This is a genomic window from Caballeronia sp. GAWG1-1, assembly GCF_023631465.1.
In the GTDB taxonomy this organism is placed as follows: domain Bacteria; phylum Pseudomonadota; class Gammaproteobacteria; order Burkholderiales; family Burkholderiaceae; genus Caballeronia.
The window spans coordinates 147,283-162,719 of record NZ_JALQDB010000006.1; the positions used below are offsets into that span (position 1 = coordinate 147,283).

General features: G+C 61.2%; 13 protein-coding genes. 5 read left to right on the forward strand and 8 right to left on the reverse strand.

All coding sequences use genetic code 11. The features are described from left to right. Nucleotides 1-101 precede the first annotated feature (101 nt). A complete protein-coding gene (locus tag NCT03_RS03320) occupies nucleotides 102-758 on the reverse strand; it encodes a YiaD family glycine zipper/OmpA-like lipoprotein (protein ID WP_244827286.1) in 657 nt (218 codons plus the stop codon). A gap of 266 nt (nucleotides 759-1,024) precedes the next feature. On the opposite strand from NCT03_RS03320, the gene apbC reads away from it, so the two are divergent. From apbC to NCT03_RS03340, 4 genes are all read left to right on the forward strand, one after another. Then, nucleotides 1,025-2,113 carry an iron-sulfur cluster carrier protein ApbC gene (apbC, locus tag NCT03_RS03325; RefSeq protein ID WP_250491929.1) on the forward strand — a complete coding sequence of 363 codons (1,089 nt, stop codon included), beginning with the start codon at nucleotides 1,025-1,027 and terminating at the stop codon, nucleotides 2,111-2,113. 120 nt (nucleotides 2,114-2,233) lie between these two features. Then, nucleotides 2,234-2,773 (forward strand): superoxide dismutase family protein, encoded by a 540-nt coding sequence (locus NCT03_RS03330; protein ID WP_250491930.1) that lies wholly within the window; start codon nucleotides 2,234-2,236, stop codon nucleotides 2,771-2,773. Between the two features lie 192 nt (nucleotides 2,774-2,965). Next, nucleotides 2,966-3,535: a dCTP deaminase gene (gene dcd / locus NCT03_RS03335; RefSeq protein ID WP_086972352.1), complete on the forward strand. Its 570-nt coding sequence runs from the start codon at nucleotides 2,966-2,968 to the stop codon at nucleotides 3,533-3,535. 106 nt (nucleotides 3,536-3,641) lie between these two features. Beyond that, complete coding sequence (locus NCT03_RS03340; protein WP_244827289.1) at nucleotides 3,642-5,927, forward strand: arginine/lysine/ornithine decarboxylase; 2,286 nt, start codon at nucleotides 3,642-3,644, stop codon at nucleotides 5,925-5,927. Nucleotides 5,928-5,955: 28 nt separating this feature from the next. On the opposite strand, the gene NCT03_RS03345 is transcribed toward NCT03_RS03340, so the two are convergent. The 7 genes from NCT03_RS03345 to NCT03_RS03375 all read right to left on the reverse strand — a co-directional run bounded on the left by NCT03_RS03345 (nucleotide 5,956) and on the right by NCT03_RS03375 (nucleotide 13,359). After that, a complete protein-coding gene (locus NCT03_RS03345) occupies nucleotides 5,956-6,930 on the reverse strand; it encodes a Csu type fimbrial protein (RefSeq protein ID WP_250491931.1) in 975 nt (324 codons plus the stop codon). 1 nt (nucleotide 6,931) lies between these two features. Further along, nucleotides 6,932-9,352, reverse strand: coding sequence for a fimbria/pilus outer membrane usher protein (locus tag NCT03_RS03350; RefSeq protein ID WP_250491932.1), 2,421 nt, complete (start codon nucleotides 9,350-9,352; stop codon nucleotides 6,932-6,934). Between the two features lie 36 nt (nucleotides 9,353-9,388). Continuing rightward, the gene (locus NCT03_RS03355; protein ID WP_250491933.1) at nucleotides 9,389-10,114 is read right to left on the reverse strand and encodes a fimbrial biogenesis chaperone; all 726 of its coding nucleotides are present in this window, start codon (nucleotides 10,112-10,114) and stop codon (nucleotides 9,389-9,391) included. Nucleotides 10,115-10,205: 91 nt separating this feature from the next. After that, nucleotides 10,206-10,712, reverse strand: coding sequence for a Csu type fimbrial protein (locus tag NCT03_RS03360; protein ID WP_250491934.1), 507 nt, complete (start codon nucleotides 10,710-10,712; stop codon nucleotides 10,206-10,208). A 257-nt stretch (nucleotides 10,713-10,969) separates the two neighbouring features. After that, entirely contained in the window at nucleotides 10,970-11,476 is a 507-nt protein-coding gene (locus tag NCT03_RS03365) for a Csu type fimbrial protein (RefSeq protein WP_244827295.1), read from the reverse strand. Between the two features lie 265 nt (nucleotides 11,477-11,741). Continuing rightward, nucleotides 11,742-12,347 (reverse strand): glutathione transferase GstA, encoded by a 606-nt coding sequence (gene gstA / locus NCT03_RS03370; protein ID WP_250491935.1) that lies wholly within the window; start codon nucleotides 12,345-12,347, stop codon nucleotides 11,742-11,744. An 82-nt stretch (nucleotides 12,348-12,429) separates the two neighbouring features. Beyond that, nucleotides 12,430-13,359 carry a bestrophin family protein gene (locus tag NCT03_RS03375; RefSeq protein ID WP_250463598.1) on the reverse strand — a complete coding sequence of 310 codons (930 nt, stop codon included), beginning with the start codon at nucleotides 13,357-13,359 and terminating at the stop codon, nucleotides 12,430-12,432. A 625-nt stretch (nucleotides 13,360-13,984) separates the two neighbouring features. Here NCT03_RS03375 and NCT03_RS03380 point away from each other — a divergent pair. Continuing rightward, nucleotides 13,985-15,436: a lytic polysaccharide monooxygenase gene (locus NCT03_RS03380; protein ID WP_250491936.1), complete on the forward strand. Its 1,452-nt coding sequence runs from the start codon at nucleotides 13,985-13,987 to the stop codon at nucleotides 15,434-15,436. The last annotated feature ends 1 nt before the right edge of the window (nucleotide 15,437 follow it).

Below are 15,437 nucleotides of genomic sequence, written 5' to 3' on the forward strand. Positions count from 1 at the left end.
GACACGCGCCGTGCGCCCAAGTTTCAAATTTTTTTCAGGCGGCTTCGCGCGCTTTGCCACGCTGCGCCGGCACCTGCCGATTCTCCTTATAAATCAGAAATTTATTGCACTTGGCCCGGCTGTGCCGTCGCGCGCAGGTAAATTTCCACGCGACGATTTTGTGCGCGGCCTGCTTCGGTCGAGTTGTCGGCGATCGGCTGGTTCTGTCCCATGCCCTGCGACGACAGACGCTGACCGGCGACACCGTGCGTGGCGATATAGGAAGCCACGCTTTGCGCGCGATTCTGCGACAGCGTCTGGTTGTAAGCCGCCGTGCCGGTGTTATCCGTATGGCCGATCACGTTGGCGATCAACTCCGGATGCTGCTGCAACGTTTGCGTGACGGAGTTCAGAACCGGATCGAACGTCGGCTTGATCGCGTAGCTGTTGGTGTCGAAAGAGATCGAGTTCGGTATGTTGACCTTGAGCGATCCGTCTTGCTGCTCGGTCACCTGCGTGCCGGTGCCCTTCGAGTCGCCGGAAATCTTGTTGCGAATGGCTTGCCAGTTGTAGCCGGTCACACCGCCGACAGCCGCGCCTGCAGCCGCGCCGATTGCCGCGCCCTTGCCGCCGCCGAAAATCGCACCGAGGCCAGCGCCGGTCGCGGCCCCGACGCCCGTGCCGACCGCCGCATTGTTACCCTGCTCCGTCGCGCAGCCCGCGACCAGTGCGCCAGCAACGACGAAAACCGACAAACGGGTCATCAACTTCAACTTCATGTTTGATCTCCTTGAATCAACGAGCGATTCGGCGCGCCGCGCCGACAGTACGTAAGGGTCTTCGGACGTGCGTCCGGACGAACCTCTACAATTATGAGAAATGAGAGCGCGTCAGTCGCCAGTGGCGATGCATCCCGGAAACAATTACCGCGCGCAATAGTGCAATGCGCGGGGACGCGGCGCAACGGCTCTAACAATTACTTTCACTTTCCTCAGTTTGTTGCAATGCGCCGTCGCATTAGCACAAACCATTCCATGGAGTTGCAATGAGTATCGACCGCGCGAAGATCGACGCCGCACTAGCCACACTGACCGATCCGAACACCAGCCGCAAGTTCGTCGATACCAAAAGTATCCGCAACGTTTGGCTACAAAACGGCACGGTCTCGGTGAGCGTCGTACTGGGCTATCCGGCGCGTACGCAGTTCGCGGCCAAGGCCAAACTGGTCGAGGATGCGTTGCGTGCGGTTCCCGGCGTGGAAGACGTCGTCGTCGATGTGTCCTCGCAAGTCGTCGCGCACGCGGTACAGCGCGGCGTGAAGCTGCTGCCGAACGTCAAGAACATCATCGCGGTGGCATCGGGCAAGGGCGGCGTCGGCAAGAGCACGACAGCCGCGAATCTCGCGCTCGCGCTGGCGGCGGAAGGCGCCAATGTCGGCATGCTCGACGCGGACATCTACGGCCCGTCCTTGCCGATGATGCTCGGCATCTCCGGCCGGCCCGAGTCGCCCGACAACCAGTCGATGAATCCGCTGATCGGTCATGGCATTCAGGCGAATTCCATCGGCTTTCTGATCGAGCAGGACAACCCGATGGTCTGGCGCGGCCCGATGGTCACCTCCGCGCTCGAACAACTGCTGCGTCAGACCAACTGGAAAGACCTGGATTATCTCGTCGTCGACATGCCGCCCGGCACGGGCGACATTCAGTTGACGCTCTCGCAGAAAGTGCCGGTGACGGGCGCGGTGATCGTCACCACGCCGCAGGACATCGCGCTGCTCGACGCCAAGAAGGGCCTCAAGATGTTCGAGAAGGTCGGCATTCCCATTCTCGGCATCGTCGAAAACATGAGCACGCATATCTGCTCGAATTGCGGGCACGAGGAGCATATCTTCGGCGCGGGCGGCGGCGAGCGCATGGCGAAGGAATACGGCGTCGAGATTCTCGGCCAGTTGCCGCTCGATATCGCGATTCGAGAACGCACCGATGCCGGTCAGCCGACAGTCGTTTCGCAGCCGGAAAGCCGGATTGCCGAGACGTATCGCGCGATTGCGCGGCGCGTGGCGATTGCCATTGCCGATCGTCAGCGCGACATGACGTCGAAGTTTCCGAGCATCGTCGTGCAGAACACTTGATGTGGCGCGCTTGGACGCGTTTCGCCGAAGCCTTGTGCGGTGCGGCTCGCGGTATCATGTCGCCTGCTATGGGCGGCCGCGCGGATGCACCGGGTATCGGCGGGCCGCCGAGAGGATCGCATGAGACATAGATTCGACGGAAGGGCGGCCCACGCCGGACTTGCTTCGGCGCTCGTCGCCTGTAGTGTTCTCGTGAGCGGCTGCGGCATCATCTTCCAGAATCACGAGAAACGCGCCGACGCGGTGCTTCAGCCGACGCCTGGCAACGCGGCGCGCGGCACCATCACGCTGATCGAGCGCGCGGACGGCGTTCAGGTGTCGTATAGCCTGATCGACATGCCGCCCGACAGCGATCACGCGCTGCAGGTTCACGAGCGCGGCGACTGCATCGCCATGGACGATCAGGACGCAAGCCCGGTCTTCGCGCTGCCGGCGGAGCGCAAGCGCGCCACCGCGCGTCTCGAAGGCGAACTCGGCAACATTCACGCGGATTCCACCGGATCGGCCACGGGCTTTTTCGTGGCGACGGACGTGTCGCTCGACGGCGTGCGCTCGGTCATCTCGCGCGCGATCGTGCTGCATCGCGAAGCCACCGATCCCTACGCCGCCAGTCCGCACAACGTGGGACCGGCGCTCGCATGCGGCGTCATCCGGCGCTGATCGATGAAGACGCCGCGAGTATCATCCGAATGGTCGATCACGGTCGAGCGTCGCCGATACGACGCGTCGTTCGCGTAAAATACGCGCTTTCCGTTTGGCCGCAGCGCGCGACAAAATCGCTGCCGCCATGCCCCGTTTCACCGCAGGCGTCCGGTCGCATGACCGCGAGCCGCAACGCTGGGTAGCGTCCCTATGAGCATCAAGTCCGACAAGTGGATCCGGCGCATGGCCGAAGAGCACAAGATGATCGAGCCGTTCGTGCGCGATCAGGTGCGCGTGACCGAAGACGGCCGCAAGATCGTGTCGTACGGAACGTCGAGCTACGGCTACGACATCCGCGTGGCCGACGAATTCAAGATCTTCACGAACATCAATTCCACCATCGTCGATCCGAAAAACTTCGACGAGAAATCGTTCGTCGACTTCAAGGGCGATGTCTGCATCATCCCGCCGAATTCCTTCGCGCTTGCCCGCACGGTCGAATATTTCCGTATTCCGCGCTCGTGCCTGACCGTGTGTCTCGGCAAGTCCACCTACGCGCGTTGCGGGATCATCGTGAACGTGACGCCGTTCGAGCCGGAATGGGAAGGCTACGTCACGCTCGAATTCTCGAATACGACACCTTTGCCTGCCAAAATCTACGCGAACGAAGGCGTCGCGCAGGTTCTGTTTTTCGAAAGCGACGAGATTTGCGAGACGTCGTATGCGGATCGCGGCGGCAAGTATCAGGGGCAGCACGGCGTTACCCTGCCGAAAACCTGATTCCTTCGCTTCTCAAAGAAACGCACACCGCATACGCTTGTCGAAAGACCGCTGTCGTCGAGCTTCCAGTCTCGGGCAGCGGTCGTTCCATTTGGAGATTCGCACGATGAAGTTCCGCTTTCCCGTCGTCATCATCGACGAAGACTTTCGCTCCGAGAATATCTCGGGTTCCGGCATTCGCGCGCTTGCCGAAGCGATCGAGCGCGAAGGCGCCGAAGTGCTCGGCCTGACGAGCTACGGCGACCTCGCGGCCTTCGCGCAGCAGTCGAGCCGCGCGTCGTGCTTCATTCTGTCGATCGACGACGACGAACTCCTGCCATATGCCGATAACGTCGTCGTGGAAGGCGACACGCCGGAACTGGCTTCGGCTATCGTCGCATTGCGCGCGTTCATCAACGCCGTGCGCCGCCGCAACGCGGACATCCCGATCTTCCTGTACGGCGAGACGCGCACCTCGCGCCACTTGCCGAACGACATCCTGCGCGAGCTGCACGGCTTCATCCACATGTTCGAGGACACGCCGGAGTTCGTTGCACGGCACGTCATTCGCGAAGCCAAGGTGTATCTGGATTCGCTCGCGCCGCCGTTCTTCAAGGAACTGGTGCAGTACGCCGAAGAAGGTTCGTATTCGTGGCATTGTCCGGGACACTCGGGCGGCGTCGCGTTTCTGAAGAATCCGCTCGGACAGATGTTCCACCAGTTCTTCGGCGAGAACATGTTGCGCGCGGACGTCTGCAACGCCGTCGAGGAACTCGGCCAGTTGCTCGATCACACCGGGCCGGTCGCGGCGTCCGAGCGTAACGCGGCGCGCATCTTCAGCGCGGATCATCTCTTCTTCGTGACCAACGGCACGTCCACCTCGAACAAGATCGTGTGGCACGCGACCGTGGCGCCGGGCGATATCGTGCTCGTGGACCGCAACTGTCACAAGTCGATCCTGCACGCCATCACCATGACGGGCGCGATCCCCGTGTTCCTCACGCCGACGCGCAACCAGTTCGGCATCATCGGACCGATTCCGCGCGACGAGTTCAAGCCCGAAAACATTCGCAAGAAGATCGAGGCGAATCCGTTCGCGCGCGAGGCGCTCGCGAAGAACCCGAAGATCAAGCCGCGCATTCTGACGATCACGCAAAGCACGTATGACGGCGTGATCTACAACGTCGAGATGATCAAGGACCTGCTCGGCGACCTGCTCGATACGCTGCACTTCGACGAAGCCTGGCTGCCGCACGCCGAGTTCCATTCGTTCTATCAGGACATGCACGCAATCGGCGCGGGCCGGCCGCGTACCGGCGCGCTCGTGTTCGCCACGCACTCCACGCACAAGCTGCTCGCGGGCATCTCGCAGGCGTCGCAGATTCTCGTGCAGGACAGCGAGAACAGCACCTTCGACCGGCATCGTTTCAACGAGGCGTATCTCATGCATACGTCGACGAGCCCGCAATACGCGATCATCGCGTCATGCGACGTGGCCGCGGCGATGATGGAAGCGCCGGGCGGCACGGCGCTCGTCGAGGAATCGATTGCGGAAGCGCTCGATTTCCGCCGCGCCATGCGCAAGGTCGACGACGAATACGGCGACGACTGGTTCTTCAAGGTCTGGGGCCCGGAGGCGCTGGCCGAAGAGGGTATAGGCGACCGCGAAGATTGGATGCTGAAGCCGAATGACCGCTGGCACGGCTTCGGCGCGCTCGCGGAAAACTTCAACATGCTCGACCCGATCAAGGCGACCATCATCACGCCGGGACTCGACGTGGACGGCAGCTTCGGCGACACGGGCATTCCGGCCGGCATCGTCACGCGTTATCTGGCCGAGCACGGCATTATCGTGGAGAAGACCGGGCTCTACTCGTTCTTCATCATGTTTACCATCGGCATCACGAAGGGCCGCTGGAACTCGATGGTAACCGAACTCCAGCAGTTCAAGGACGACTACGACAACAACCAGCCGCTATGGCGCGTGCTGCCGGAATTCATCGCGCAGCATCCATCGTATGAGCGCATCGGCCTGCGCGATCTGTGCGAGCAGATTCACAGTGTTTATCGCGCAAACGACATCGCGCGTCTGACTACCGAGATGTATCTGTCGAGCATGGAGCCGGCCATGAAGCCGTCCGAAGCGTTCGCCAAGCTCGCGCACCGCGAAATCGACCGCGTGCCTATCGACGAACTCGAAGGGCGCGTGACGAGCATTCTGCTCACGCCGTATCCGCCGGGCATTCCGTTGCTGATTCCGGGCGAGCGCTTCAATCGCACGATCGTCGATTACCTGCGTTTCGCGCGCGAATTCAACGAACGCTTCCCGGGCTTCCATACCGACATCCACGGGCTCGTGGGCGAGGTGATCAACGGGCGTATCGAATACTTCGTCGATTGCGTGCGCGACTGAGTTGCGCCCGGCTGCGCGCTGATCGTTGCTAGAAGACGATCAGCGCCATGATGGTGTCGCGATACCTTCCCGGCGGTTTCGATTCCTGCGCCGGGACTTGGCCATAGACCACGAGCGTTTGCGGCTGGCCGGTTCCGGTATTGAAGGCCATCGTCGTGCCATTCGTGCCATCGGCCCAAGGCACCTTGTGTGTCGGGTCGATGTATAGCTGATAGTCGATGGTCTCTGTCCCACCCTGGCGAGCGAGCTTGCGGTTGGTGGTCGTCGCGCCGGGCGTCATGCCGCGGTCCAGCGCCACCGAAAAGGGCATGCCCGAGACGCACGTCACCCGCAACGAACTCGTCGCCTCGATCGGTTGGTCGAGCAGGCTCGCCTCCCGAAAGACGAGGGGCGACGCGTCTATCGTGCAAGTCGGGCCGACCGTCGCCGTAACCGTGAACGGACCGCTCGTGTAGGGCGCCGTCGCCGTCTTGCAATCGGGTGGTGTGCCGGTGTATCCCACATAGACGAAGTAGGTGTCCGAGGCGCTGAACGGCATGGTGTACGTGCCGTTCGGTACGGGCTGGTTGGGCGGAATGCGTCCATAGAACGGCTCGTGTTCCCAGACCTTGCCGCCCGGATGAACGGGAAGATCGAGCGTCAGCGGCACGGTGTCGGGCGCCGTGACCGATCCCCACACACCTTGATGGTCCGGATCGACGTAGAGGTTGTAATTCAACGTTGCGCCGCTTGGGCCAATGAGCGTGCGCGAGTCGGTGTGGCCGATGTTCAGGCACATGCGAACCATCGCCGTCGAATAGCCGCTGCACAGAATGTGAATGCCGCCGACGATATCGGCGGGCTCGGTGTCCGTCACATCGATGGAGCCGAAATCCGTATAGCCCACCGAAAACGTGCAGGTTTGCGAGCGCGCCGCGCCAGAGAGCGCGCAGAGCACGAGAAACACGAGCGCGTATCTGACGGGACGAAACGAGCCGTGCGTGCGGCGAAGGGGTGCGTGCATGTCATTTCTCCTTTTGGCTCTTGCCCTTGTCCGGCTGGCAGGTGATCGGCCCGAGCTGTGGCAGGTCTCCGGCCTTCGGCGGGTCGAGCCTGAAAACGGCTGAACAGTCGCCTTTCGCCTCGTGAATCGTCACGTGGTTGTCTGAATCGAGACGGCGGAAAAATGCAACGCCGTCGTAGCCGACGATCGCCGCTTCGCCCGTACTCGTGAGCGTCGCCGCGGCGCCGGCGGGCAAGGGCGCGCCCGTGGTATCGACGAAACTCACCGACGCGCCCTGATAGCGCGACATGCCGAAGTGCGCGAGCGCACCCGAGCGCCGCTGCGGCGCGATGTCCAGTTTCGTTCTGTCGATGGATGCGTCTGGCGGCAGCGCGAGCGGGTCGATCGCCAGTTGATTGCGCTGATAGGAAGTCAGATTCGGCACGAGCAGATAGCCCTTCGAGTTCGTCACGCCGACAAAGCGGTTCTCCTGCGTGACAGGAACATTGGGGACGCCATCGGTCGAAACGAGCGCGAACGCGTCGGTGACCGTGCGCGTCGGCAAGATGGCGCCGTCCATGATCGCGATGCCGCCCGCCATGTCCGTGCTGAGCGCCGTCGTGCCGTTGAAGCGCTGCGCGGTCGCCTCGAAATCGCCGAACTTCGAGCGATAAGTCGTTCCGGCGAAGGCATGACGATAATCGGCACCGGCGCCGCCTTGAACCGACCAACCCCAGCCGCCACCGTAGTCGGCGGGACGCGATGCGGTGACGTCGGCGGTCGTGTGTCCACCCGACTGCGCCACCGTCGTGCTGACCGACGTATTGCCGCCGAGCGCGATGGTTATGCCAATCGAACCGCCCCATACTCCGCGCTGCAGAAAGTCGCGATACGTGCTCGCGAAAAGTGACCAGCGGCTGCCGATCTGCGCGTTGTACGCAAGCGTGACGACGCGCGCGTGTCCCGAGAACGTGTCTTCGGAATCGACGTAGCTCACTGTCGCCGATTGCGACCGCATCAACGCGACCGATACGGTCGCCTGGTAAATATGCTGAAACACCGAGGTGCCGTCGAGGGCCGCGATATCGCGATAGTTGTTGGTCGCGTGCGTGGTCTGCAGCGTCAGCGAAGCCGCAGGACTGATGTACTGGTAGCCAAGACTGAAAAGCGCGCCGGTCGCGCCATTCAGCTTGCTGCCCGCGGCCGCCGCATTGAAGACGCCGAATTGGCCTGCGCGCACGATCGCGCCCGTGCCGGCGTTGCTCAAACCTTGCCCGCCTTCCGCGTGGGCTTGCAGTGTGAGCCAGTCGGTGATGCCATACGCGGCGGTTCCGCTGAAGACGGGCGATGCCTCGTACGACCAGGAGCGCAGCGTGTAATCGTCGCGCAGAAAGCCGAATTCCGCCGAATAGCTCGACAGGCCTTTTGACAGCAGATGCGTGTCGATATAAAGCGGCACGCTCGTCGTGACGCGACGGCCGAGCGCATCGGTCACGACCACTTGCGCCGTGCCCGCGCCTGTCAGACTGGGCGCCTGCGCGATCTGGAACGGACCCGGCGCGACGTTGCCGTTGTACTGGCGCAGACCGTTGATATACAAGTCGACGGCAGAGGGCACCGCGGCCGATCCGCTGAACATCGGCAGGGGAAACGTCACGAGATCCGGGCGCAGGCTGAAATCGCGCTGTATCTGGAAGCCGCCGAATCGCACCGAGCGCGTCCACGCGAGTGAGCCGGAGATGGCGTCGCCGAACGTCATCGTCATGAGTTTGGCCGGATTCGAATAGACCCAGTTCGTGTCCAGCCGCGTGTAGCCGTTGGTTCCTGCGCCGTTGAGGTAAGTGCCGGTGTTGTCGAATACGCCCGCCGGACTGAAGAGCCGCTGTTCGTTCCAGACGCCGAACTGACCGGCCGCCATTTCGCCCAGTTGGCGCGTGTACGTCACGTCGTAGTTGAGCGCGAAGCCGGTGCCGGGCGTTGCCTTCGGTGTAACCGGAAGCCGGTTGCCGAGGCGCTGCGCGATCTGACGCGACCGGTCGACGTCAAGAAGCGCCTGCTGACGCGCGGAGGAATAAGTGGCGCGCACGCCTGGAATCGATGAAACGGCGATCCATCCGTCTGCATCGGCATCTAAGTCGTCGACCCGGATGCCCGCATTCTCGAGCGTGGCGCGCTCGGCATAGAGCTGGCCGTGACGCAACTCGAAGTTGGACGGCTCGCCCAGGTTCGTGCCGTTGACGACGATCTCGAGCACGAGCGACTGCGTTTCTTGCGATTGCATGTCGAGCAAGGCGGTGCGCGGCGAGCCCGCGATATTCGGAACCTGGCTGGGCGAGCCGCCGGTGATATCGACTTGAGCAACAGCCGCTTGGGAGATCACGCCCAGTGAAATCAGGAGAGGAACACCGCGCGTCACGAGCCTTGGGCGAGTCGATCCATCCATGACGATGCACGCTGTTCCCGTGGCAACCCCGAACGATCAGGGCGCGGCCGGATTGCTCAACGATCCGTTCATACTGGCGCCGTTCACCGTCGCGCTGACTTCGCCCGTCTTGCCGCGCATGGCGCTGGCCGCGTCGGGGAGTATCCATGAGCGCACCCGGCCTGGCAGCACGTAGCCGAGCAAACCGCCGGACACGCGCACATCCTTGTCCGATGTCTTGAGTGAAACGGTGCTCAGTTGCGCGTGAATGTCGCCATCGTTTTGCACTCGCAGATACGCCTTGCCGTTTCTTTCGACGACGGACCATTGCAGCTTCGGCGTGCTCGCCTCACCGCGCGGCGAAATGAATAGGGGTACGGAATATCGAAAGCGAAACTGAACCGCCGATTGCTTGTCGCCGCCGTCGGGCGGCAACTCGTCGATAATCAGGCGGTATGCGCGTTCCTGTGCAACGGGTGCGGCGTTGGCGCGAATGACGCGGATGACTTGCTGACCGCCGGCGGGCACTTCGGCGATAGGCGGACTGGCGATCAGATCGCGGGTAGGCGTGAGTTTGTCTTCTTCGTCGGACTGATCCCAGACGAAGGTTCGCACTTGAGCGTGAATCGGTTCATCGCCATCGTTACGTAACGTGACGACCTTGCCGTTTTCCGGGCCAGCGAGCTGGATTGAAACCGGAGATATCTGCAATGACGCGGCGAGCGAGGCAGCGCATTCCAAAAGCAGAAAAGCTGCCCATGCTGGTTGTGTAAAGCGTGGCATCGTCGGTCTCCCGAATTACTTCCGACGATGCCAGTGATATAGCTTTATTCGAGCTCTGGCAAGCTTTGCACATGAAGCGAAGCGAGTTGCCTCAGAACACGACCGTGGCGGTAACAGTCGAGCTATAGGTGCCCGCGGCCGGGGTGGTTTGCGACGGTACGCGGCCGTACACGACGAGACTCTGACTGTCGCCATTACCTACACCCGAAGCCGTGTCGATGCCGGTCTGCTGGCCCCAGAGCTTGGTGCGGGCTGCATCGCGATACAGGTTGAAATTGACCGAGGCGTCGCCGGTGGCGTTGACGAGCTTGCGCTTTGCGATGAGTGAACCGGCTGCCGTGCCGGCATCGAGCGCGACGTTGTAGGGCGTTCCGGACGTGCAAGTCACGGCGAGGTTGCTGGACTGATCGACGTTGTCGGTAAGCGCGCCGGTGTCGCCGAAATTCAAGGGATTCGCCGAGATCGAACAATCGTCTTGAACGTTGAGCGTCACGTCGAACGTCGCGGTCTTGTTGCCGGCGAAGGCGCTGGGCGTGGCGACGGCAACGGTGCTTGCAACGATAGCGATGATGGCGACATTCTTGATCAGGTTACGCATGCTTGAGACTCTCCGGTACGAATTTAAGCGGGAAGCTTTCGATTCGGCGCTGCGTTTTTCTGCATCGCCGCGACATGTATGAATCATAGGGACGGGCGCTTTAAGACTGAATGAGACGAATCTCATTTGAGATAGCGTTGTGCTGCCTTTCCCTTGCTGCATCAGGAGACGCGGCTTTATTGGGATGGATTCGCTGCGCCGTCAGATGCAAAAACGGCCTCCCGAAGGAGGCCGTTCCGTCTGCTTATCTACTCGCTTCAGAACACGACCGTAGCGGTGACAGTCGAGCTATAAGTGCCTGCGGCCGGTGTGGTTTGCGATGGTACGCGGCCGTACACGACGAGACTCTGACTTTTGCCATTACCTACGCCCGCTGTCGTGTCGGTGCCGGTCGTCTGGCCCCAGAGCTGCGTGCGGGCTGCATCGCGATACAAGTTGAAGTCGACCGTCGCGGTGCCGCCGGCATTGGCGAGCTTGCGTGTCGCGACTTGCGAACCGGTTGCCGTGCCGGCATCGAGCGCGACGTTGTACGGCGTGCCCGTGGTGCAGGTCACGGCGAGGTTGCTGGACTGATCGACGTTGTCGGTAAGCGCGCCGGTGTCGCCGAAGTTCAAGGGGTTCGCCGAGATCGAGCAATCGTCTTGAATGTTGAGCGTCACGTCGAACGTTGCGGTCTTGCTGCCGGCGAAGGCGCTGGGCGTAGCGACGGCAACGGTGCTTGCAACAATAGCGATGATGGCGACATTCTTGATCAGGTTACGCATGCTTGAGACTCTCCAGTACAAATTTAAGCGGGAAGCTTTTGATTCGGCGCTGCGTTTTTCTGCATCGCCGCGACATGTATGAATCATAGAGGCGAGCGCTTTAAGACTGAATGAGACGAATCTCAATTGAGATAGCGTTATGCTGCGTTTCCCTTGCTGCATCAAAGGCTGCAGCTTTATTAAGATAGAAGCGCTGCGCCGTCAGAAATAGAAACGGCCTCCCGAAGGAGGCCGCTGTCTGCTGCGATCAGGCCGCGCGGTGCGCTCAGATCAACCCTTCGGCCTTCAGCGCCGCCTGCACGCCGGCGCGCTCGCCCACGCGCGACCGATACGCCACGAGCACCGGCCATTTGCCGAGATCCAGATCGATGAACTTGGCCCAACCGAGCACCGTGAACAGATAGGCGTCGCCAATGCTGAATTCGTCGCCAAGCAAGTACGTCTTGTCTTCGAGTTGTTGTGCGGTATAGGCGAGGCGGCGTTCGAGATTGCTCATTGCCGACGCTTTCCAGTCGCTGCTTGCGGACGGATTGAAGAACGGAGAGAAGTTCTTGTGCAACTCGGTGCCGATGAACGTCAGCCAGCCTTGCAGACGATAACGCGCCATGGCGTCGTTCAGCGGCGCGAGGTGCTTTGCGGGCGCTTGGTCGGCGATGTATTGCATGATCGCGGGACCTTCGGTCAGCACATCGCCATTGTCGAGGACGAGTGCGGGAACATAACCCTTTGCATTGATCTTCGTGAAATCCGCGCCGCTGGCGGTGACTTTCGCCTTCAGATCGACCGCTTCGATATCAAACGGAAGGCCGGATTCAACGAGCGCGATATGCGAGGCCAACGAGCAGGCCCCGGCTTTGTAGAACAGTTTCAAAGCGAATCTCCATAAATAAGGCTCGAAAGATTATGAAGGAGAGCGCTTGCGCCAGGCACGATCCACAATGAAATTAAGTGTCTCAATCCAGTATGTAGAGCCGCGACGAAGAAGAAGCCTTGGGCGCGCGTTCGAAGGCGGGATCGGCCGACATGTCGTGCAGAACGGCTTCGAGCGTATTGCACATTGCGTTCAGGGCGAGGTCGTTTTCTTCGAGGCCGAACGGATCTTCGATCTGTGCGGCGATTGCTTCGAGCGCCATGAACGCATAGGCGACGAGCAGAGCGAACAGTGGCGTGAGCATACCGGCACCATCGACGAGACCGAATGGCAGCAGCACGCAAAACAGATAGATGGTGCGGTGAATCATCACCGAATAGGAGAAGGGCAGAGGTGTGTTCGCGAGCCGTTCGCAGCCGCCGATGACGTCCGACAGGGCGTTGAGGTTACGGTCGATCGCGATGAGCGCGTAGCCGTCGATCGTGCCGTCACGCTGGCGTTGTGCGAGCCATTCGCCGAACCATAGCAGGATGATGCCCGGCTTGAATTGCGCGGTCGAGACGCGAGCGTGCAGTTCGGGCGTCAGCCGTGATGCGAGATCGGCGAGCGCATCGGTGCCGCGCAACTGATGCCGCAACGCATGCGCAAAGCCGCCGATTGCCGCGAGGAAGTGCCTCTTTTGTAAAGGATCGAGCGAATCGGGCATCGACAGAATCTGGCGTGCGAGCGAGCGCGCCGTGATGAAGAGTTCGCCCCACAGTTTTCGGCCTTCCCACCAGCGCTCGTAACTTGCGCTGTTACGAAAGCCGAGAAACACGGCCAGCGCGATGCCCACGAGCGCAAACGGCGGCGTGCCCAGGTTCACCGGATAGTTGCGAATGTGATCGTGCATGAACATCGCCGAGATCGACAGCACGAAGATGAGCGCGAGCCTCGGCAGCAGTTGGGGCAGCACGGAGCCGCGCCAGACGAACAGCAACCGGAACCAGTTCAGTTTTGGGCGAATGATCATGAATGACTACCTTGTGCGAAGCGTGGTCGCTGTCGTTGTCGATTGATGCAGAAACAATCAGCATGATAAGCGGGCCGTAGAAAGCGGCAGCGAAACGACGCGCGCACTGCGGTGCATGCGCGTCCTGATGGCGAACATCGGCTACGCTGACAACATCCGGGATGTCGGTCCGCGTGTGCTACCGCATATCGTTTGAAGCGTCTAGAATGAAACCCAAACGAAGGGCAAGTAGATTCCGTTTAAGTTAGTAAAGCGAACTATTTCAGATGGCGTAAGCGAAACATGCGTCGAAGCCAGATGCGAAAACAGTCCGTGTGAATCCGCGATACCAGACCCCTCTCCAGTTGCCTGTTTCATTTCTTCTATGCCGGGAGTGCGCACGTATCGATACGCGTGATCTTGCATAGCCGATCGAGGAGAAGCAAACAACAAGCTCGGGCACCAATGCCGTTCGAAACTGGAACGAGGCACTGAGTGACTCGACGTTCTGAAAATGAGTCCGCTTGCCGACGTGTTTCGAATCTTTATCGAGGCAATTCGGCTCGTCGTACACAAAGCGGACGCTGGCTATTGAACGAGCGTAGAAGTGTCTCTCATGTTGCGTCACAAGAAGAAGGTTTTGGCAATGCTGGTACCGCTGGCCGTTCCATGCCTTGCGTGGAGTCACGGCACGATGGAAACGCCGATCAGCCGGGTCTACGCCTGCTACAAGGAAGGGCCGGAAAGTCCGACGTCCGCGGCGTGCAAGGCTGCGGTGGCCGTCGCCGGGCCAGCGTTTCTTTATGACTGGGCGGGCGTCAACCAGCTTCCCAATGGCGATCACAAATCGTTCGTACCCGACGGGCATCTGTGCAGCGCCAACAAGTCGAATTATTACGGTCTGGATCTGGGTCGCAACGACTGGCCCACGACGACGATCTCGCCCGACCTGAGCGGCAACTACGAGTTCGTCTGGAACGCGACGGCGCCGCACGTGACGCGCTACTTCCAGATATTCATGTCGGCGGATGGTTACGACTTCAATCAACCGTTGAAATGGTCCGATCTCGACAGCAAGCCGTTCTGCGAGATAACCAGCGTCACGCTCGACAACGGCCGCTACAAGTTGAAATGCAAATTGCCCGCAGGCAAGACAGGCAAGCGCATCCTTTATGCGATCTGGCAACGCAACGATAGTGCGGAAGCGTTCTATGCATGTATGGACGTGGTCATCAACTCGACTAAAACGAGCTGGCGCGAAGTTCGTCCAATCCCGACCACCGCGGTGGATCAGCCGGTCGGCACGAAAATCACCTTGCGGGTATTCGATAACGACGGTCACGATCTCGAATCGCTCAGTTACACGGTGACGCAGCAAACGACCGCCGCGGCCGACTGGGTGTATGCAATGGCCACGAAGATCAACACGGACTCCGGGCGCGTGCATCTCGGTCTCGTGGATAACAACGGGAACATCGTGCCGCAGAAGGTCATGTCGGCGAACCGCATCTACGTCGATAGCGCGCAAGACTACAACTTCGCGATGGACTACACCGGAGCGCCCGCGCCAACGCCTGCGCCGTCGCCGACGCCGACGCCCACGCCCGCTCCGACGCCGACTCCCACGCCGGCCCCGACGCCGACGCCCACGCCAACCCCTGCGCCTTCACCGAAGCCGCCATCGCCGGCCCCGGCGCCAACGCCCACGCCAACACCGACGCCGAGCCCGACGCCAACCCCTGCCCCGTCGCCAAGCGCGGGCGGATCGACGTGCTTGGTTGCCTGGCAAGCCGGCACGCTCTATAAGGCGAAGGAAACGGTATCGGATAGCGGGCACAACTACAGCGCGCGCTGGGAGAACTCCGATCAGCCATCGCGCAACGCGGGTAACGGCAAGTCGTGGCAGGACATGGGGACGTGCTCGGGACAGACCGCGTTGACATGCGCGCCGGCCTGGAGTTCGAGCAAGACTTACTCGACAGCCGGAACGAGTGTCAGCGTGAGCGGCATGAACTATCGCAACAAGTGGTGGAGTTCGGGCGTCGACCCGGCAACCAACTCCGACGGTGCATGGGAAAAAGTAGGAGCGTGCAAGTAGC

Bases quoted from the DNA above. Each gene is read 5' to 3' on its own strand.
- NCT03_RS03330 (WP_250491930.1), top strand. From the start codon at position 2,234: ATGAGACATAGATTCGACGGAAGGGCGGCCCACGCCGGACTTGCTTCG.
- dcd (WP_086972352.1), top strand. From the start codon at position 2,966: ATGAGCATCAAGTCCGACAAGTGGATCCGGCGCATGGCCGAAGAGCAC.
- apbC (WP_250491929.1), top strand. From the start codon at position 1,025: ATGAGTATCGACCGCGCGAAGATCGACGCCGCACTAGCCACACTGACC.
- NCT03_RS03375 (WP_250463598.1), bottom strand. From the start codon at position 13,359: ATGATCATTCGCCCAAAACTGAACTGGTTCCGGTTGCTGTTCGTCTGG.
- NCT03_RS03360 (WP_250491934.1), bottom strand. From the start codon at position 10,712: ATGCGTAACCTGATCAAGAATGTCGCCATCATCGCTATCGTTGCAAGC.
- NCT03_RS03320 (WP_244827286.1), bottom strand. From the start codon at position 758: ATGAAGTTGAAGTTGATGACCCGTTTGTCGGTTTTCGTCGTTGCTGGC.
- NCT03_RS03355 (WP_250491933.1), bottom strand. From the start codon at position 10,114: ATGCCACGCTTTACACAACCAGCATGGGCAGCTTTTCTGCTTTTGGAA.
- NCT03_RS03380 (WP_250491936.1), top strand. From the start codon at position 13,985: ATGCTGGTACCGCTGGCCGTTCCATGCCTTGCGTGGAGTCACGGCACG.
- NCT03_RS03340 (WP_244827289.1), top strand. From the start codon at position 3,642: ATGAAGTTCCGCTTTCCCGTCGTCATCATCGACGAAGACTTTCGCTCC.
- NCT03_RS03365 (WP_244827295.1), bottom strand. From the start codon at position 11,476: ATGCGTAACCTGATCAAGAATGTCGCCATCATCGCTATTGTTGCAAGC.
- NCT03_RS03350 (WP_250491932.1), bottom strand. From the start codon at position 9,352: ATGGATGGATCGACTCGCCCAAGGCTCGTGACGCGCGGTGTTCCTCTC.
- NCT03_RS03345 (WP_250491931.1), bottom strand. From the start codon at position 6,930: ATGCACGCACCCCTTCGCCGCACGCACGGCTCGTTTCGTCCCGTCAGA.